17 protein-coding genes are annotated in these 17,216 nt (G+C 70.0%); 8 read left to right on the forward strand and 9 right to left on the reverse strand.

Translation table 11 applies throughout. The annotated features are described in order from the left end of the window. Window positions 1-137: 137 nt before the first annotated feature. From NUT86_RS12720 to NUT86_RS12740, 5 genes are all read right to left on the reverse strand, one after another. Window positions 138-986 carry a carbohydrate ABC transporter permease gene (locus tag NUT86_RS12720; protein WP_018090188.1) on the reverse strand — a complete coding sequence of 283 codons (849 nt, stop codon included), beginning with the start codon at window positions 984-986 and terminating at the stop codon, window positions 138-140. Continuing rightward, window positions 983-1,969, reverse strand: a complete 987-nt coding sequence (locus tag NUT86_RS12725) for a carbohydrate ABC transporter permease (RefSeq protein ID WP_274735223.1) — start codon at window positions 1,967-1,969, stop codon at window positions 983-985. The genes NUT86_RS12720 and NUT86_RS12725 overlap by 4 nt, the downstream gene beginning before the upstream one ends. Then, window positions 1,966-3,294, reverse strand: a complete 1,329-nt coding sequence (locus NUT86_RS12730; RefSeq protein ID WP_093644910.1) for an ABC transporter substrate-binding protein — start codon at window positions 3,292-3,294, stop codon at window positions 1,966-1,968. Before NUT86_RS12730 ends, NUT86_RS12725 begins: the two co-directional genes overlap by 4 nt. Then, window positions 3,291-4,412, reverse strand: coding sequence for a sialidase family protein (locus NUT86_RS12735; protein ID WP_274735226.1), 1,122 nt, complete (start codon window positions 4,410-4,412; stop codon window positions 3,291-3,293). Before NUT86_RS12735 ends, NUT86_RS12730 begins: the two co-directional genes overlap by 4 nt. A 237-nt stretch (window positions 4,413-4,649) precedes the next feature. Next, entirely contained in the window at window positions 4,650-5,336 is a 687-nt protein-coding gene (locus tag NUT86_RS12740) for a FadR/GntR family transcriptional regulator (RefSeq protein ID WP_266449018.1), read from the reverse strand. Between the two features lie 158 nt (window positions 5,337-5,494). Here NUT86_RS12740 and NUT86_RS12745 point away from each other — a divergent pair, with 158 nt between their 5' ends. Next, the gene (locus NUT86_RS12745) at window positions 5,495-6,460 is read left to right on the forward strand and encodes a dihydrodipicolinate synthase family protein (RefSeq protein WP_274735228.1); all 966 of its coding nucleotides are present in this window, start codon (window positions 5,495-5,497) and stop codon (window positions 6,458-6,460) included. Here NUT86_RS12745 and NUT86_RS12750 read toward each other — a convergent pair. Continuing rightward, the gene (locus tag NUT86_RS12750) at window positions 6,457-7,773 is read right to left on the reverse strand and encodes a hypothetical protein (protein WP_274735229.1); all 1,317 of its coding nucleotides are present in this window, start codon (window positions 7,771-7,773) and stop codon (window positions 6,457-6,459) included. The genes NUT86_RS12745 and NUT86_RS12750 overlap by 4 nt on opposite strands. A 157-nt stretch (window positions 7,774-7,930) precedes the next feature. Between NUT86_RS12750 and NUT86_RS12755 the strand changes: the two genes are divergently transcribed. Beyond that, window positions 7,931-8,560: a hypothetical protein gene (locus NUT86_RS12755; RefSeq protein ID WP_159488453.1), complete on the forward strand. Its 630-nt coding sequence runs from the start codon at window positions 7,931-7,933 to the stop codon at window positions 8,558-8,560. Between the two features lie 148 nt (window positions 8,561-8,708). Here NUT86_RS12755 and NUT86_RS12760 read toward each other — a convergent pair whose 3' ends face one another. Continuing rightward, entirely contained in the window at window positions 8,709-8,951 is a 243-nt protein-coding gene (locus tag NUT86_RS12760) for a hypothetical protein (protein WP_018090180.1), read from the reverse strand. A gap of 65 nt (window positions 8,952-9,016) precedes the next feature. On the opposite strand from NUT86_RS12760, the gene map reads away from it, so the two are divergent. After that, entirely contained in the window at window positions 9,017-9,874 is an 858-nt protein-coding gene (gene map / locus NUT86_RS12765) for a type I methionyl aminopeptidase (RefSeq protein ID WP_026169728.1), read from the forward strand. A 173-nt stretch (window positions 9,875-10,047) separates the two neighbouring features. Further along, complete coding sequence (locus NUT86_RS12770) at window positions 10,048-10,728, forward strand: biliverdin-producing heme oxygenase (protein WP_159488452.1); 681 nt, start codon at window positions 10,048-10,050, stop codon at window positions 10,726-10,728. A 24-nt stretch (window positions 10,729-10,752) separates the two neighbouring features. On the opposite strand, the gene NUT86_RS12775 is transcribed toward NUT86_RS12770, so the two are convergent. After that, window positions 10,753-11,475 (reverse strand): PhzF family phenazine biosynthesis protein, encoded by a 723-nt coding sequence (locus NUT86_RS12775; protein ID WP_274735233.1) that lies wholly within the window; start codon window positions 11,473-11,475, stop codon window positions 10,753-10,755. Between the two features lie 301 nt (window positions 11,476-11,776). On the opposite strand from NUT86_RS12775, the gene efeO reads away from it, so the two are divergent. The 4 genes from efeO to NUT86_RS12795 all read left to right on the forward strand — a co-directional run bounded on the left by efeO (window position 11,777) and on the right by NUT86_RS12795 (window position 16,204). Then, entirely contained in the window at window positions 11,777-12,931 is a 1,155-nt protein-coding gene (gene efeO / locus NUT86_RS12780; protein ID WP_093644926.1) for an iron uptake system protein EfeO, read from the forward strand. A 24-nt stretch (window positions 12,932-12,955) separates the two neighbouring features. Further along, entirely contained in the window at window positions 12,956-14,284 is a 1,329-nt protein-coding gene (efeB, locus tag NUT86_RS12785) for an iron uptake transporter deferrochelatase/peroxidase subunit (RefSeq protein ID WP_274735235.1), read from the forward strand. 68 nt (window positions 14,285-14,352) lie between these two features. Beyond that, window positions 14,353-15,345 carry an iron uptake transporter permease EfeU gene (efeU, locus tag NUT86_RS12790; protein ID WP_018090174.1) on the forward strand — a complete coding sequence of 331 codons (993 nt, stop codon included), beginning with the start codon at window positions 14,353-14,355 and terminating at the stop codon, window positions 15,343-15,345. Beyond that, complete coding sequence (locus tag NUT86_RS12795; RefSeq protein WP_234017572.1) at window positions 15,332-16,204, forward strand: hypothetical protein; 873 nt, start codon at window positions 15,332-15,334, stop codon at window positions 16,202-16,204. Before efeU ends, NUT86_RS12795 begins: the two co-directional genes overlap by 14 nt. A 105-nt stretch (window positions 16,205-16,309) precedes the next feature. On the opposite strand, the gene NUT86_RS12800 is transcribed toward NUT86_RS12795, so the two are convergent. Beyond that, a complete protein-coding gene (locus tag NUT86_RS12800; protein ID WP_018090172.1) occupies window positions 16,310-17,056 on the reverse strand; it encodes a bifunctional DNA primase/polymerase in 747 nt (248 codons plus the stop codon). Window positions 17,057-17,216 lie beyond the last annotated feature (160 nt).

A 17,216-nucleotide genomic window follows, 5' to 3' on the forward strand; every position in this document is an offset into this window, starting at 1 on the left:
TGCCCTCGACAGCGATCCGGGCCACGCCGTCACGGGCGGCCGCCCCTGCCGTCACCACGCCCCCGTCATCCCGTCACCGCGCCCCGGCACCCCCTCCCCCACACCCCTCACACCACCATTCGCCGCCCGCCACCCCGTCACGCCTTCACGCTGCCCTCCGTCAGCCCCGTACGCCAGTACCGCTGGAGCACCGTCATCAGCACCATCAGCGGCACCACCGACAGGAACGCACCGCCCACCGTGTACTGGTAGAGCACCGGTTGGCGGTCGGCGTAGCCGGTCCAGGAGGTCAGGCCCAGCTGGATCGGATAGAGGCCGGAGTCCGAGAGCATCACCAGCGGCAGGAAGTAGTTGTTCCAGATGTGCACGAACTGGAACAGGAAGACGGTGACCAGCGCGGGGGTCATCAGCCGCAGCCCGAGCCCGCCGAAGATCCGGGCCTCGCCCGCGCCGTCGATCCGGGCCGCCTCCAGCAGTGAGTCGGGCACCGCGGCGGCCGCGTAGATCCGGCACAGATAGACGCCGAACGGGCTGACCGTGCTGGGGATCAGCACCGCCCAGTAGGTGTTGGACAGGCCCATCGCGCTGAAGAGGAAGTAGAGCGGCAGGGCCAGCGCGGTGCCGGGGATCAGCACCCCGGCGAGCACCACGTTGAAGAGCGCCTCCCGGCCGCGGAACGGGAATTTCGCCAGCGCATAGCCGGCCGCGGCGGACAGCAGGGTGGCGCAGACCGCGCCGGTCCCGGCGTAGAAGAGGGAGTTGGCGAACCAGCGGGCGTAGATGCCGTGGTCGTAGGTGAGGACGTCGACGAGGTGGCCGACGGGGTCCGGGTGGTCGGAGAACCAGAATCCGAAGGTGCCGAAGAGGTCGGCGCTGTTCTTGGTGGCGGAGACGGTCAGCCAGTAGACGGGCACCAGGAAGTAGAGCGCGGCGATGGTCAGCAGCGAGGCGGTGATGATCCGGTAGCGGACCGGGGGCCGGGTCATCCGCGCTCCTTGGTGCGTCCGCCGACCAGCCGCAGGAAGCCGAAGGACAGCACGCACGCCACCAGCGCGAGCAGGACCGCCTCGGCCGCCGCCGCATGCGGGTTGTTGCCGACGAACGCCTCGCTGTAGGCGTGCAGGTTCGGGGTGAAGCCGGAGTCGATGGAGGAGGCCAGCGGGCGCAGCACCATGGGTTCGGCGAAGAGCTGGAGGGTGCCGATGATGCTGAAGACACCGGTGAGCACCAGCGCCGGCCGGATCAGCGGGATCTTGAGGTGCCGGGCGACCTGCCAGGCGTTCGCCCCGTCGATCCGGGCCGCCTCGTACAACTCCCCCGGTACGGCCTTGAGCTGGGCGATCAGCACCAGCATGTTGTAGCCGGTGAACTGCCAGGTCACGATGTTGGCGAGGGACCACAGGACGGTGCCACGGGAGAGGAAGTCGAGGTCCCAGCCCACGGAGCCGGCGATCTTCACCAGCGGGCTGATGCCCGGTACGTACAGGAATCCCCAGAGGATCGAGGCGATCACTCCGGGCACGCCGTACGGCAGGAAGAAGGCGCTGCGGAAGAAGGGGACGGCGCGGGCGCTCGCGCTCTCCAGCAGCAGTGCCAGGGCGGTGGCGAGCACGATCATCAGCGGGATCTGGACGGCGCCGAAGGCCAGCACCCGGCCGAAGCCGGTCAGGAACCGGTCGTCGGAGAGCGCCTGGGCGTAGTTGGCGAGGCCGGCGAAGACCTCGCGTTCCTGGCCGCCGAGGCCGAGCGGGCCGGTCCGTTCGGTCGTGAACAGGCTCTGGTGGAGGGCGTAGCCGATCGGGGCGAGGAAGCAGAGCGCGAAGAGGGCGAAGAAGGGCAGGACGAACGCGGCCGCGGCGCGGGCGTTGCGGGCCCCGGTGCGGGAGTCGCGGCGCCGGGGGCCGCGGGTTTCCCGGCGGGCCCGCCGCGGGGTGACCGGCTCCGGCCGGCTCAGGGTGTCCCGGCTCACCCGCCGCTCTCCACCTTCAGGCCCTTGCCCTTGAGGTCGGCGAGGGTCTGGCCCTGCACCTTCGTCAGGACCGAGCGGAAGGAACTGCCGTCGGCGAGCGCGTCGGTGAAGGCGTCGCCGAGCCGCTGGTAGAGGGTGTCCACGCCGGGCCCCCACCGCCAGCTGGTGTCGACGTGCGCACCGGCGTCCGCGAAGATCTTGCTGTACGCCTGACCGCCGAAGAAGTCCTTGTCGACGTCGAGGTCCGTGGTGGTGTAGCCCTTCTTGGCGCTGGGGAAGCCGTAGCCGCCGTCGATCAGCAGCGCGATCGACTCCGGGTCGGTGTTGAGCCAGACGGCGAAGTCCAGGGCGTCCTTGGGGTAGCGGGCCTTGGCGAAGACGGCGGTGGTCGAGCCGCCCCAGTTGGCGAAGGCCTGTTCGCCCGCCTTCCACTGCGGCAGCGGTGCGGCCCGCCACTTCCCCTTGGTGCCCGGCGCATTGCCGACCAGCAGGGCGTCGCCCCAACTGGCGCCCACCCAGGCGGGGATGGCGCCGGTCTGCAGGTCCTTGTACCAGGCGTTCTGCCGGTCCGGGATGGTCTTGACGAGCTTGCGCCGGACCAGGGATTCCCAGTAGTCGGCGACCCTGCGGGTGGGTTCGTCGTCGAGGTGCACGATCCAGGTGTCGCCGTGCGTCGCGTACCACTTGGCGCCGGCCTGCCAGGCGAGGCCGGAGAAGCGGTTGCCGTTGGTGGGCGCGAAGGTCTCGATCCAGGCGCCCTTCTTGCGGACGGCCTCGGCGGCGGTCTCGTACTCGTCCCAGGTCCGCGGGACCGGCACGTCCCACTTGTCGAAGAGGTCCTGGCGGAGGAAGAGGCCCATCGGCCCGGAGGCCTGCGGGATGGCGTAGACGCTCTTGCCGAAGACGGACTGCTGCCACTGCCAGCCGGAGAACTTGCCCTTGTGGCGGGCCGCGCCGAGCGGGGCGAGGTCCAGCAGCCCGTTGTCGAGGAGGAAGCTGGGGACGACCGGGAACTCGATCTGGCCGAGGTCGGGCGGGTTGCCGGCCTTGATGGCGGCGTGCATCTTCGCGTACTGCTGGCCGTTGACGGCCGACACCTTCTCGACCTTGACCTGGACGTCCGGGTGCGTGCGGTTCCACAGGTCGACGGGCTTGTCGATGCCCGGCACCCAGGACCAGAAGGTCAGGCTGATCTTCTGCCCCTTCTTGCGCTCCTCGGGTGCCTGGCCGTCGTCGCCGTCGCCGCAGCCGGCGAGCGCGAAGCCGGCGGCGAGGGCGGCCGCCCCGCCCAGGACCGTTCTGCGGTGCATGGCGTTGCTGGTCATGTCGGCTCCTCCACGGGGATGCGGCGGAAGGTGATCGTCGAGTACGCGCTGAAGTCGCCCGTCTCGTAGAGCAGTCCGACGCTGTGCCGGTCGAGGCGGACGAGGTCGGAGTAGGCGGCCGGGAGCCCGCCGACGGTGTGCGCGGTCCGCCAGGTCAGACCGCCGTCGCGGCTGGTGCGCAGGGTCATCAGGGCGCGGGCCGCGGGGTGCGCCGGCCCGGAGAAGAGCAGTGCGCCGCGGTCGCCGAGGTGCAGTGCGCTGCCCTGGACGGCCGGTCCGGCCAGCCCGGCCTGGGGCCGGAAGGGGCGCACGAGGTGCTCGCCGCCGTCCGTCGAGACGGCATCGACGCGCCGCCAGGCGGCCGCCGCTTCATTGCGGGCGTTCAGATAGACGCTGCCGTCGGGGAGTTCGGCGGCGGTGGTCTCGTTGGGGGCGACCGAGCGGTCGCTGTCCCCACCGCTGTGGCTGTGGCTGTCGGTGTAGCTGTCGGTGTAGCCGATCCGCCAGGTGGCGCCGTCGTCGTCGCTGAGCAGGGCGTGGCCGCCGTTGTAGCGGGGTTCGGTGCCGCTGTCCTGGGGGCCGGTGGGCGGGGTGGAGTGGTTGGCGGGGACGAGCAGCCGCCCGGCGTACGGGCCGTGGCGCAGCTGGAGCGCATGGCCGGGCCCGGTGGCGTACCACCGCCACTGCGGCAGCTTGGCCTGGTCGGTGATCTCGCGGAGCGGGCTCCAGCTCGCGCCGTCGTCGTCGCTGTGCTGGAGCCATACGCGGCGGCCGTCGGCGGGCGGTACCCGGCCGCGGCGGATGCGGTCCTCGGTGGCGTCGGCGGCGTTGTGGACCTGGAGGAGCAGCACCCGGCCGCTGTCGAGGACGACCGGTGCGGGGTTGCCCGCGGTGCCGCTGCCGTTGCGGGCGACGACCTGGAGCGGGCCCCAGGTACGGCCGGCGTCCGCGGACCGTTTGAGGACGATGTGGATGGTGCCGGAGTCGGCGGCGGAGGAGACCCGGCCCTCGGCGAAGGCAAGGAGGTGCCCGGAGCGCGCCCGGACCACGGCGGGGATCCGGAAGCTGGTGTACCCCTCGGTCCCGGCCCGGTACGGCACTGAGCTCTCGTACGCCATGGGCCACCCCCAATGGGCAAGGACGTAGGATGTCCCTTGTCCTGCGGTGACCATAGGGAGTGCCCAACTGGCCGTCAAGACGCCCCACATGACACCTTTTCGTGTCGGCAACGACATCACCGACACAGGGTGAAATCCCGGTGAACGACTTCGGCCACGCCCGCACCGGTGCCGCTGCAACAAGGTCGGTCACCCCGCGCCGGTGCCGCTACGACGCACTGCCGCAGGCGGGTTACCTCACTGCTCGGCCAGCCGGCGCCGGATGCCGTCGAAGTGCCGGTGTATCGCCTCCACGGCGCGGTCACCGTCCCCCGCCTCCAGCGCGTCCACGATCTCCTGGTGCTGACGATGAGTCACCACCGGATCGGGCCGGTCGTCGGAGAGGTCCTCCCGCACCCGGCGCAGCGCCGCCCAGAACGCGTCCAGCACCTCGCTCAGCAGATGGTTGCCCAGCGAGCGGTACAGGGCGAGATGGAAGGCCCGGTCGGTGGTGCTCTGCACCTGCCCGCCGCGTGCCTCCTCCGCCATCCGCTGCACCAGCCCCTTGAGGACGGCGAGATCCTCGGCGGGCAGATTGCGGGCGACGGCGCCGATCAGGCCCGCCTCCAGCGCCTCGCGGACCTCCATCAGCTCGTACAGGCTCGACTCGCCCTGCTGGTGCCGGACCGCGGCGCGGAAGGCGACGCCCTCGACGAACGGCTCCAGGGTGAGCGGGCCGACGTAGGTGCCGAAGCCGTGCCGGATCTCGACGATACGCATGGCCTGCAGCGCCTTGAGCGCCTCGCGCACCGAGTTGCGGCTGACGTCGAGCAGACCGACCAGCTCGGCCTCGGTGGGCAGCGGATCGCCCGGCGTCAGCCGGCCCTGCAGGATCAACTGCTTGATCTGGGCCTGCACATCCTCGGACATCGTCCCTCGCGCCATGGAATCTCCCTCTCCCGCTCCCACGTCTGCCGTGCCGCCGGCCCCTGCGCCACCTGCCCCGCCGTGACCGCGGATCCTTGACCGACCGCCTGTGAACAGGTCTATTGTGCTCGACATAGGACATCCCATGTCCTGTCCGATCGGAGCCCGGAGCGCCCATGGCACTGCCCGCCCCCCTGCACGGCGTCATCCCGCCGGTCTGCACCCCGCTCGACCCGCGCGGCGAGATCGACACCGCCTCCCTGGCGCGCCTGGTGAACCACCTCGTCGACGGCGGCGTGCACGGCCTGTTCGCCCTCGGCTCCACCAGCGAGGTCGCGTACCTCACCGACGCCCAGCGCGGCACCGCCCTGGAAGCCGTCATCAAGGCCGCGGACGGCCGGGTCCCGGTGCTCGCCGGGGTCATCGACACCACCACTCCGCGGGTGCTCGACCACGCCCGGACCGCCGCCGCGCTCGGCGCCGACGCCCTGGTCGCCACCGCGCCCTTCTACACCCGCACCCACCCCCGGGAGATCGCCGCCCACTTCCGGCATCTCCGCACTGCCGTGGACCTCCCCCTCTTCGCCTACGACATCCCCGTCTCCGTACACAGCAAGCTGTCCCCGTCACTGGTGCGGGAGCTGGCTGAGGACGGCACGCTCGCCGGGCTCAAGGACAGCAGCGGCGACGAGGGCTCACTGCGCCGTCTGCTGACCGCGCTCGGCGGCCGCACCGCCCGGCGCACCGGCTCCGCCCCCGAGTTCTCGATCCTCACCGGTTCCGAACTGACCGTGGACGCCGCCCTGTTGGCGGGAGCCGACGGTGTCGTCCCCGGCATCGGCAATGTCGACCCGGCGGCCTACGTACGGCTCTACGACGCCGCCCGGGCCGACAACTGGGAACAGGCCGCCGCCGAACAGGAACGCCTGGTCGCCCTCTTCTCCCTCGTCGACGTCGGCCCGGAGACCGACATGGGACGCAGCTCCTCCGCACTGGGCGCCTTCAAGGCAGCACTCCACCTCCTCGGCGTCATCGACCGCGGCGCCACCGCCTTCCCCCAACGCCCCCTGAGCGAGGAGGCCGTGGCGGAGGTAGGACGTCGGCTCATGGCGGCGGGGCTGCTGCCGAGGCGGGGTGGCTAGGGGTCCACTCGTGTCTCGGCGATGCTCTCCGTGTTCTGGTCCCGCACCAGGGCGTCGATCGCTTCCGCCTCCTTCTCCTCCTTCTTGAATTGATCAGGCCTGCCTTTGAATTGGTGGTCGGCGGACTGGTATCGCGTATACAGAGATGCCATCTTCTCCTTCCTGCTCACCTTCACCTTCGTTTTCACCTTCACTTTCGATGGAAAGAACCTGACCGTACGAGCGATCGGCTGGTCACCGAGCACCCTGCGCATCAGGCTCTGCGAAGGAAGCCTGGTCTGCGTGCACTTATAACTTCCAGGCGCCTCCGGAATGGGCTCCAGGGAAAAACTTTCATCACATTCACCGGATGTCTGCGAGTCTCCGGTATGCGTCAGCGTCGAGAGGTGAACGACGAGCCGGGCCATATCCTGCTTACCACCGCGAGCATCGAACACAAATGACTTGAACCACTTCTGCCCTGGCATCAAGATTTCGCCGGACTGCATGACATCGTCGAACGTCAAGAGCGATACGTACTTACCCAGGTGAGTTTGGTTCGCAGTGGCCCCGTCCAATTTTTTGACCACCTTCTCGGCAGGCATTCCGTCAGCCGATTCCATGCGGTATCCGCGCACCGTATACATAGCACCGAGAATGTCGACGGGGGCCGACCCTTCATTGTGGAGGGTAATTTCTCCCCGTAGATGCGAAACGCCCCGCGAGTACCCCAGTTCACCAAGGCGCGAGGTCACACTCACCCGGGGGCTGTCGTGGGTCGGCTTATAGAAGTTCATGTACCAGAATTGAGCCACGCCCGCCAATGGCAGCAGCGCAATGGCCGCAGTTCCGACCTTCGACAACGCAATATGATCGAAGGCGAAAGCGCGCACGATGACACACACTGCGAACACGATCAACAACACCGCGGTGACCGTGATGAGCACGTCCCCAAAATCATCATGAATGGGACTGTAGATCTCGACCCATACGGGAATGAAGGCCATAGGGATGGAGGAGGCTTGGGCGACCAGTACGACCGGGTCCCTCCAGGCGTCTCCCACCGAATGGCGGCGAAGCTGATGGGACGTCTTCCTGAGCTCCTGGAAGACGCGCCAGCCGGCGACCCCATTAAGGATCGCGATCACGATCCGAAGCACCGCCGAAACAACCTGCTCCCGCGGATATTCGATCACATCGTAGACGGCACTGCTGAAAAACAGCAGGGTTTCGAAGATGAGCACAGCACAGAGCAGCTTCACCCGGCGCCTGGTCCAGTCACGCCGCAGGAAATTCCACACGGTTTTCAAGCGGCGCGGGGGAAGCTTCGGCATGCCCCAAATTTAAGAGCATCCCGACTGGGTTGACCCCGCGCCACGCGGCCATTGATCCGGACGGGACCGGCGTTCCGCGCGGGCCCCAAGTCCCGTATGGGTGACACCCGTTGAAACGGCAACCAGAAAGGGGTGTGCTGCGGCAGGATGCCGGACCATGGATGCCGTACGGGTCGCATTGCTGCGTGAGGTGCTCGCCGGGACCGAGTGGATTCAGGAGACCCGCCGCTTCGCCGGGGCGCTGCGCGGGGCCGTCGTGCCGCACGGGGGCGGGCTGCTGCTGGTCGGCAGTGCCGCGTACGAGCCCTGGCATCTGGCCGCGCATCTGGACGACGAGGCCGCCTGGTCGGGCCTGTCGGAGTTGTCACCGACCCTGGTGCGGCACCGTGTCCCGGGCGGGGCACCGGCCCATCTGGCGGTGGGGCTCGGGCGGTTGGCGGCGGCCGGGCGGGGTGAGACGCTGCTGGTCGTCGCGCCGGGGCAGCCGGGCGCCGGGCTGCTGGAGCGGGTGCACGACGCCCGCCGGAACGGCGCCACGGTGCTCGCCCTGGACGGCGGCGACCGCGATCTGCACGCCCTGGCCCATGACGCGCTCGCCGCGCCCCCGGCCCCGCCCGACGAGGCGGCCGGGGCGGCGCCGGACCTCGGCCTGGACACGGTCCAGCATCTGGTGAGCGCGGCCGCCGGCGAGAACAGCCTGCCCGCGCCCCGCGGCCGCCGCCGCTTCCGCGACCGGCTGGCCCGCCTCGCCGACGGGCTGACCGCACCCCCACCGCCCCGCTGGTAGCCATGGCCCGTCACCGGACGCGGCCCCACGCCCGGTGACGGGCCACAAGAGCCGGTGGGTCACAGCCCACAGCCCACGATCAAGCCCGCAGCAGGACTCGATTGCGACAGCACGCCGCAGCGCCCGCCCGGGCCCCGCTCCGCCCCCGCTACTCGCCCTCCGCGGCGCCCTTCCCCTTGCCCGCGTCCGCGTCATGCCACTTCGGGTCGGTATCCCACTCCTGGTTCCGCTCACGGGCGGTCTCCATGGCGTGTGCCGCCTCCTCGCGGGTGCCGTACGGGCCGAAGCGGTCGGCGGCGCGGCACTCGGGCCCCTCTTCGACCGTCTGGTGCTTGAGGCAGTAGTACCACTCGCCCGGCTTGCCGACCGTAGGCCTCTTGAACAGCGCCATTGCCGCCTCCTGTGGATGTTCTGTGCCACCATCCTGCCCGACGGCCCGCGGATACACTCGCTGACATGTCTGGCCAGTCGCTTCTTGTCCCGGGGAAGATCTCCCCCACCCGCCCCGTCCCCGCCTCGATCGCGCGCCCCGAGTACGTCGGGAAGGACGCGCCCACCCCTTACACAGGGCCCGAGGTGCAGGACGCCGACACGATCGAGCGGATGCGGATCGCCGGCCGGATCGCCGCGCAGGCGATGGCGGAGGCCGCCAAGCTGATCGCGCCGGGCGTGACGACCGACGAACTGGACCGGGTCGCCCATGAGTTCATGTGTGATCACGGCGCCTACCCGTCCACGCTCGGCTACCGCGGCTTCCCCAAGTCGCTGTGCTCCTCGCTCAACGAGGTCATCTGCCACGGCATCCCGGACTCGACCGTCCTCAAGGACGGCGACATCGTGAACCTCGACGTCACCGCGTACATCAACGGGGTGCACGGCGACAACAACGCCACGTATCTGTGCGGTGACGTGGACGAGGAGTCCACGCTGCTGGTCGAGCGGACCCGTGAGGCACTGAACCGCGCGATCAAGGCCGTCAAGCCGGGCCGGCAGATCAACATCATCGGCCGGGTCATCGAGTCGTACGCCAAGCGCTTCGGCTACGGCGTGGTCCGTGACTTCACCGGTCACGGCATCAATTCCTCCTTCCACTCCGGCCTGATCGTTCCGCACTACGACAGCCCGCACCACACCACCGACATCAAGCCCGGAATGACCTTCACGATCGAGCCGATGCTGACGCTGGGGTCCTACGACTACGACATGTGGGACGACGGCTGGACCGTGGTGACCAAGGACCGCAAGCGGACCGCGCAGTTCGAGCACACGCTGGTGGTCACGGACACCGGGGCGGAGATCCTCACGCTGCCCTGACGGGAGCGGGGAAACTCTTTACCGACAGCGCGTCGGGAACAGGGGTAGGCTCGTTACCGACAGGACGTCGGGAACGGGTTGACTTGGACTACCGGTTAGGTAAGCCTAAGTTCCGGCGGCTCGGCGGAGCCGGCCTGTTCCCGTCCGCTGCCCTCGGTCCCCGGAGGTCCGCCTTGGAAACGTCCAGCCCGACCCCGCCCGCTCCGTCCGCTCCGTTCTCGACGGTGATCCGCACCGCGTCCCACGAGCAGCACACGGAGGCCGAGAACTCCTCCTTCATGAGCGATCTGCTCGGCGGCCGGCTCGGTGTCCGGGCCTACCGGCGCTACACCGAGCAGCTGTGGTTCGTCTACCGCGCGCTGGAGGGCGCCTCCGGGCCGCTCGCCGGGGATCCGGTCGCGGGCCCCTTCCTCCGCCCCGAGCTGGCCCGTACCGCCGCGCTGGAGCGCGACCTCGCCCATCTCGGCGGACCGTCCTGGCGCGACGGCCTTGCGCCCCTGCCGGCGACCGCCGCCTACGCGGACCGGGTAACGGCCTGCGCCCGTGACTGGCCGGCCGGCTTCGTCGCCCACCACTACACCCGCTATCTCGGCGATCTCTCCGGCGGCCAGATCATCCGCGGCACCGCGGAGAAGGCCTGGGGCTTCGCCCGCAAGGGCGACGGGGTGCGCTTCTATGTCTTCGAGGACATCGCCAACCCCGCCGCCTTCAAGCGGGAGTACCGGGCGCTTCTGGATGCGCTGCCCGTGGACGAGCTGGAAAAGCAGCGGGTGGTCGACGAGTGCAAGCGTGCCTTCCGGCTGAACAGCGCGGTCTTCCGGGAGCTGGGCGAGCAGTTCCCGCTGAGCGCGTAGAGGGCGGACCCGCCCCGTACCGCGTCAACTGCCTTCGGGCGTCTGCTCGTCGGCCCCTTCCGGAGCCGCGGCCGCCCGGGGGTACGGCGTGGCGCGGCGTACCCGTCCCCCCACGGCGAGGGTGCCGTCGGGATACGTACGGGTGAGGATCTGGGAGCCGGCGCCCTGCCGGATGTCGAGCGGGCGCCCCAGCTCATGGGTGAGCAGCATGGCGGCGGCCCCGGTCGCCTCGTCCTCGGCGATACCGTCGCCGCGCCGCGGGAAGGCCCGGGCACGGACCACGCCCGCCGCCTCGTCCTGCCAGGCCCAGGCGTAGAGCCAGCCCTCCCCCGGCGGCGGCGCGGGCAGCGCGTCGACCTCGGCCGGCGAGGCATGGCGCCGGGTCGTACGGGCGGGCACCCACTCCGCGCGCCCGCGCACCCAGGTGAGGTCCCCCTCGAAGGCGACCGCCACCTCACCGGCCGGCGGGCGCAGGGTGCGCGGCGGCCGCCCCAGGCCGCGCAGCAGCCAGGCCAGACCGACCAGCGGATGGCCGGCGAACGGGAGCCGGACGCTCGGGGTGTGGATGTCCACGGTGCCGCGGGAGGCATCGTCGAGAAACACGGTTTCGCTGAAGCCGAGTTCGGCCGCGAGGGCGGCGCGGTCCTCGGCGACGGGGAGGGCGGGCCCGTCGCGGACCACGCACAGCGCATTGCCTCCGGCACCGTCCGGTCCGCAGAACACCCGGAGCACTTCAAGATCGGTCATCCGGACAGTGAACAGCAGGGCCGGGAGAGGAGGACAAGGGGACGGCAGGGAGCGGCCGGAATGCAACGGTCATGGACCGTCGTGAGCGAGGACCCTTACCTTGACCGGCGCATGGCAGTTCCGTTACCGGGCGCCGGTCGATCCGTAATCGGGCCGTTGCGCATGAGAGCGGGATCACTCGACAGGCCGGGCAGAAGTAGGTAAGCCTCGGTTAAGTTAGGCCCGCCTTAGTGGCGACCTTGTCCATTGCCTATCGTTCGGTACGCCGTTTCCGTACATCCGAGCCCGCTTGGAGCCCCGTATGAGAGCCCTTCGCTCCTCCGCCGTTGCCGCCATCGCCGCGGCCACGGCCGTCACCGCCGTCGCCGGCTGCGCCGCGAAGAACGACGGCAAAGGAGGCGGCGGCAAAGGCACCATCGAGGTGACCGCGACCGACAGCAGCTGTGAGCTCTCCGCCAAGGAGTTCCCCGCCGGACATGTCCGGTTCGCGGTGCAGAACAAGGGCTCCAAGGTCACCGAGGTGTACGTCTACGCGCCCGGCGACCGGATCGTGACCGAGCGGGAGAACATCGGCCCCGGCACCCGTACGGAGATCACCGCCGAGATCAAGGCCGGTTCGTACGAAATCGCCTGCAAGCCGGGCATGAAGGGCGACGGCATCCGCCAGAAGGTGACCGCCAGCGGCAAGGGCGCGAGCACCAAGCGCGACCCCAAGCTGGATGCCGCGGTCGCCGCGTACCGCAAGTACGTCCAGGAGCAGGCCGACCAGACCCTCCCGGCGGCGCAGAAGTTCGCCGACGCGGTCAAGGACGGCGATGTCGAGGCCGCCAAGAAGACCTATGCCCTCTCCCGGGTCGGCTGGGAGCGCACCGAGCCGGTCGCCGAGTCCTTCGGTGACATCGACCCCAAGGTCGATGTGCGCGCCGACGGCCTGGAGAAGGGCCAGAAGTGGACCGGCTGGCACAAGCTGGAGAAGTCCCTGTGGGAGGAGAAGAAGATCTCCGGGGACGACAAGAAGCTCGCCGACCAGCTGATCACCGATCTGAAGGACTGGCAGAAGCGGGTCGGCAAGGCCGAGATCACCCCGACCAGCATGGCCAACGGCGCCAAGGAGCTGCTCGACGAGGTCGCCACCGGCAAGGTCACCGGTGAGGAAGAGCGCTACAGCCACACCGACCTGCTCGACTTCCACGCCAATGTCGAGGGCGCCGAGAAGGCCTACGAGCTGCTGAAGCCGGTCGTCGGCAAGAACGACCCGGCGCTCGCCAAGGAGCTGGACAAGCAGTTCAAGGTGATCGGCGAGCTGCTCGACGAGCACCGCGACAGCAAGTCCGCCGACGGCTTCGCCTCGTACGACACGGTCGGCAAGAGCGAGCGCAAGAAGCTCTCCGACGGGGTCAACGCGCTCGCCGAGCCGCTGTCCAAGCTGGCCGCCGCCGTGGCCACCGCCAAGTAGTCCGCCGCCAGGCAAGGGGACACGATGACGCACGACGACGGCACACCCACCGAGAACACCGCCACCGAGGACGGCCAGGCCGCGCAGACCGCCAACGGGCGTGCGCCGTCCCGGCGTTCGCTGCTCGGCTGGGGCGGCGCGGGCCTGGCGCTCGGCGCCGTCTCGGCCGGCGGTACGGCGGCGGCGCTGCGCACCGGCGACGACGCCCGGCCGGCCGGCGCGGACGCGACCGCGGGCTCCGCGATCGCCTTCCACGGCAGGCACCAGGCGGGAATCGCCTCCGCCGTCCAGGACCGGCTGCACTTCGCCTCGTTCGATGTCACCACCGACGACCGCGACGAGCTGATCGCGCTGCTCAAGGAGTGGACGAAGGCGGCGGCGCGGATGACGGCCGGGGACGCGGTCGGCGGCGGCGCGGTCGGCGGACTGGCCGAGGCGCCGCCGGACGACACCGGAGAGGCGCTCGGACTGCCGCCGTCGCGGCTCACCCTGACGTTCGGCATCGGCCCCACGCTGTTCGAGAAGGACGGCAAGGACCGGTTCGGCATCAAGGCGCGGCGCCCCGAGGCGCTGATCGACCTGCCGCAGTTCCCCGGCGACAACCTCGACAAGACGCGCAGCGGCGGCGATCTGTGCGTCCAGGCCTGTGCGGACGACCCGCAGGTCGCGGTGCACGCGATCCGCAACCTGGCCCGTATCGGCTTCGGCAAGGTCGCGATCCGCTGGTCGCAGCTGGGCTTCGGCAAGACGTCCTCGACGACCCCGGACGCGCAGACCCCGCGCAACATGTTCGGCTTCAAGGACGGCACCCACAACCTCGCGGGCACCGACACCGCGGCCCTCGACAAGCACGTCTGGGTCGCGGACGGCGAGGCGAAAGGCAAGGAGAGCTGGATGGCCGGCGGCTCCTACCTCGTCGCACGCCGGATCCGGATGCACATCGAGACCTGGGACCGCACCTCGCTCCAGGAGCAGGAGGAGATCTTCGGCCGGAACAAGGGCGAGGGCGCGCCGGTCGGCAAGAAGCACGAGCGGGACACCCCGCATCTGAAGTCGATGCTGCCGACCGCGCATGTCCGCCTGGCGCATCCGGACTCCAACGGCGGGGTACGGATCCTGCGCCGCGGCTACTCCTTCACCGACGGTACGGACGGTCTGGGCCGGCTGGACGCGGGGCTGTTCTTCCTCGCCTACCAGCGGGATGTGCGCCAGGGCTTCGTTCCGCTGCAGAAGCGGCTGGCCGCGACCGACGCACTCAACGAATACATCCAGCACGTGGGTTCAGCGGTCTTCGCGGTGCCGCCGGGCGTCCGGAACGCGGACGACTGGTGGGGCCGGGCGCTGTTCGCCTGACACCGTCGTGCCACCGCCGGCGCGGGGAAGACCGTCGCCGGCTCCATGAAGGAAGGGAAGGAACCGACGTGTTCGGCAACTACCTGATCGGTCTGCGCGAGGGCCTGGAAGCCAGCCTCGTCGTCTGCATTCTCATCGCCTACCTGGTCAAGACCGGCAGGCGGGAGGCGCTGCGCCCGGTCTGGCTCGGCATCGCGCTCGCCGTGGTGCTGTCGTTCGCGTTCGGTGCGGCGCTGCAGTTCGGTTCGCAGACGCTGACGTTCAAGGCGCAGGAAGCGCTCGGCGGTTCGCTGTCGATCATCGCGGTGTGCCTGGTGACGTGGATGGTCTTCTGGATGCGGCGCACCGCGCGGCATCTGAAGAAGGAGCTGCACGGCAAGCTGGACGCGGCGCTGCAGATGGGCACCGTGGCGCTGGTGGTCACCGCGTTCCTGTCGGTGGGCCGCGAGGGCCTGGAGACCGCGCTGTTCGTCTGGACCGCCGCCCAGTCCGCGAACGACGGGGTACGGCCGCTGGTCGGGGCGCTGCTGGGCCTGCTGACGGCGGTGGCGCTGGGCTGGCTGTTCTACCGCGGTGCGGTGCGGATCAACCTGGCGAAGTTCTTCACCTGGACCGGCGGCATGCTGGTGGTGGTCGCGGCGGGCGTGCTGGCGTACGGCTTCCACGATCTGCAGGAGGCGGAGTTCCTGCCGGGGCTGGGCAGCAAGGCGTTCGACGTCAGCGAGCAGATTCCGGTCGACAGCTGGTACGGCACGCTGCTGAAGGGCGTCTTCAACTTCCAGCCGGACCCGACCGTTCTTCAGGTCACGGTGTGGGCTCTGTATCTGATCCCCACGCTTCTGTTCTTCCTCGCCCCGGGTAGGGTGTCGCCGAATCGTGCCACCCCGGCGGCCGCCCCGTCCGCCCCGGTCGCCCCGAAGGAGCCCGAGCCCCATGACACGCAGGTCGCCGTTCCGGGTGCCCGTAACTCTGATGTCGGCAGCGACGGCGCTGCTGATACTGAGCGGGTGCATGACGGTGCACGGCGAGAGGGAGATGCTGCCGGCGGTGTCGAAGGCTGAGGGCACCAAGGCCCTCACCCGCTTCACCGAAGGCTTCAACCAGGCCTACCGGCAGCTGAACCCGAAGCTGAACCCCTCCTTCGAGGCGGGTGCGCTGCTCGCGATCGACCAGGCCGGGATAAAGGCGGCACACGCCCTCCGGCCGCAGGGCAATCCGGGCTTTCGCGCGCTGGAGTTCCAGGACCCGCACTTCACCGTCCCCAAACAGGCGGGCTGGCCGAAGTACTTCATCGCGGACGCGGTCAGCAACCGCAAGGACGCCAGCGGCCGGAACACCCGCTGGTTCCTGGTGTTCAGCCGCAACGACATCGCCGAGAAGTGGCGCGCGGTGTACTTCGCGCAGTTCCCGGGCAACAAGGCGCCGGAGCTCAAGACGAAGAACGGCTACGCCGAGGCGGTGCCGCTCGGCTCCGGGTCCGGTCTGACGGTGGCCCCCGGCAAGCTGAGCGGGGCCTACGCGGACTATCTCAACACCGGTAAGGGCAGTGTGTTCGCGCCCGGTCCGCAGACCGACGGCTGGCGGGAGCGGCGCGCCAAGGACTCCCGCAAGGTCGGTTCGCGCGTCCAGTGGAGGGACACCGCCTCGGACCATCAGCCGGTGGCGCTGCGGACCACGGACGGCGGTGCGCTGGTGTTCTTCTCGACCGTCTACCACCAGCAGCAGACGATGTTCGCCGGGGCGACGATCAGTGTGCCGGAGGAGCTTCGGGGTCTCGTGGTGGGGCCGGAGAAGAAGACGAACCGGATGGCCTTCACCACCGTCTCCTCGCAGGCGGTCACGGTGCCGGCCAAGGGCTCCGGCGACAAGGTCACCATCCTGAACCGGCGGGAGGGCAAGACGTCGGTGGAGCCGCTGTAGCGGCGCCACGGCGGACTCTGCCGGACCGTGGAGAGTGCGAAAGGGCCGTCGGGATGATCCCGGCGGCCCTTCGGCGTGGGTACGGGGTGACCGGCGCGGGCCCGGTCAGCGGCCGATCGGCCAGGCGTGTGCCTCGTGGTGGTGCGGCTCGCGGTCGTTGAACTCCGCGCAGGCGTCGGTGAGCGACTCCAGCAGGGTCAGCGGGTCGGGCAGCGGCAGTTCGGGGCCGCGCAGCCAGGTCACCGCGGGCTGGTCGCCGGGCAGGGTCGAGGGCGGCAGCAGCACATAGCTTCCGCGGCAGTGCCAGCGCAGTCCCGGATGCTCGTCCATGGTCTCGGGGTGGCAGTCGAGCTCGCAGGGCCACCACTCGTCCTCGTCGTCCGGGGTGCCGCGGGTGGCGGTGAAGAAGAGCATCCGCCCGTCGCCGAAGCCGGCGCCGCTGAGGGTGATCGGCCCGACGTCGATACCCGCCCCGTCCAGCCGCCCCAGGGCGCTGCGGCCCGCCTCGACGGGGACGTCCAGCACGTCATGGGTGATGCCGGTGGCGGTGATGAAGTTGGCCTGCGGGAGGGTGCGGACCCAGGCGGCGACCTTGTCGCGGTCGGTGGTGGCGACGGTCTGCCAGCCGAAGGAGACGGGGTGCCGGCCGGGGGTGGGACAGCCGATGCGTTCACAGGAACAGCCGTAGCCGGAGGGGTGCGCCGCCGGGGCCACCGGGAATCCCGCGTCGGCCGCCGCCAGCAGCAGGTCCTCGCGGCCGCGCGCAGCCGCTGATCCCGTGTCCGTATCGCCGCCGTCCGATCCGCTCTTCGGCCGGCGCAGCCACTGGGAGAACCTGCTCTTGCGTTCCATCTATCCCCTCACTTCGAGCGGTGGTCTGGGATCAATGCTGCCACCATCCTGCTCCTCGGGTGACCGGTGTGCGGATCCGGGGTGAACGAATGACGGATGAATACCGGCAATTCGGTTCATTGGCGGCGCTCCGATGCCGTCGGCGCCCGTCACCCGGTCC

This window comes from Streptomyces sp. G7(2002) (genome assembly GCF_028870195.1).
Taxonomy (GTDB): Bacteria; Actinomycetota; Actinomycetes; order Streptomycetales; family Streptomycetaceae; genus Streptomyces; species Streptomyces nigrescens.

Coding starts and splice junctions, on each gene's coding strand:
- NUT86_RS12775 (WP_274735233.1), bottom strand. CDS start 11,475: ATGACCGATCTTGAAGTGCTCCGGGTGTTCTGCGGACCGGACGGTGCC.
- NUT86_RS12745 (WP_274735228.1), top strand. CDS start 5,495: ATGGCACTGCCCGCCCCCCTGCACGGCGTCATCCCGCCGGTCTGCACC.
- NUT86_RS12800 (WP_018090172.1), bottom strand. CDS start 17,056: ATGGAACGCAAGAGCAGGTTCTCCCAGTGGCTGCGCCGGCCGAAGAGC.
- efeB (WP_274735235.1), top strand. CDS start 12,956: ATGACGCACGACGACGGCACACCCACCGAGAACACCGCCACCGAGGAC.
- NUT86_RS12760 (WP_018090180.1), bottom strand. CDS start 8,951: ATGGCGCTGTTCAAGAGGCCTACGGTCGGCAAGCCGGGCGAGTGGTAC.
- NUT86_RS12735 (WP_274735226.1), bottom strand. CDS start 4,412: ATGGCGTACGAGAGCTCAGTGCCGTACCGGGCCGGGACCGAGGGGTAC.
- NUT86_RS12740 (WP_266449018.1), bottom strand. CDS start 5,336: ATGGCGCGAGGGACGATGTCCGAGGATGTGCAGGCCCAGATCAAGCAG.
- NUT86_RS12750 (WP_274735229.1), bottom strand. CDS start 7,773: ATGCCGAAGCTTCCCCCGCGCCGCTTGAAAACCGTGTGGAATTTCCTG.
- NUT86_RS12755 (WP_159488453.1), top strand. CDS start 7,931: ATGGATGCCGTACGGGTCGCATTGCTGCGTGAGGTGCTCGCCGGGACC.
- NUT86_RS12730 (WP_093644910.1), bottom strand. CDS start 3,294: ATGACCAGCAACGCCATGCACCGCAGAACGGTCCTGGGCGGGGCGGCC.
- map (WP_026169728.1), top strand. CDS start 9,017: ATGTCTGGCCAGTCGCTTCTTGTCCCGGGGAAGATCTCCCCCACCCGC.
- NUT86_RS12720 (WP_018090188.1), bottom strand. CDS start 986: ATGACCCGGCCCCCGGTCCGCTACCGGATCATCACCGCCTCGCTGCTG.
- efeO (WP_093644926.1), top strand. CDS start 11,777: ATGAGAGCCCTTCGCTCCTCCGCCGTTGCCGCCATCGCCGCGGCCACG.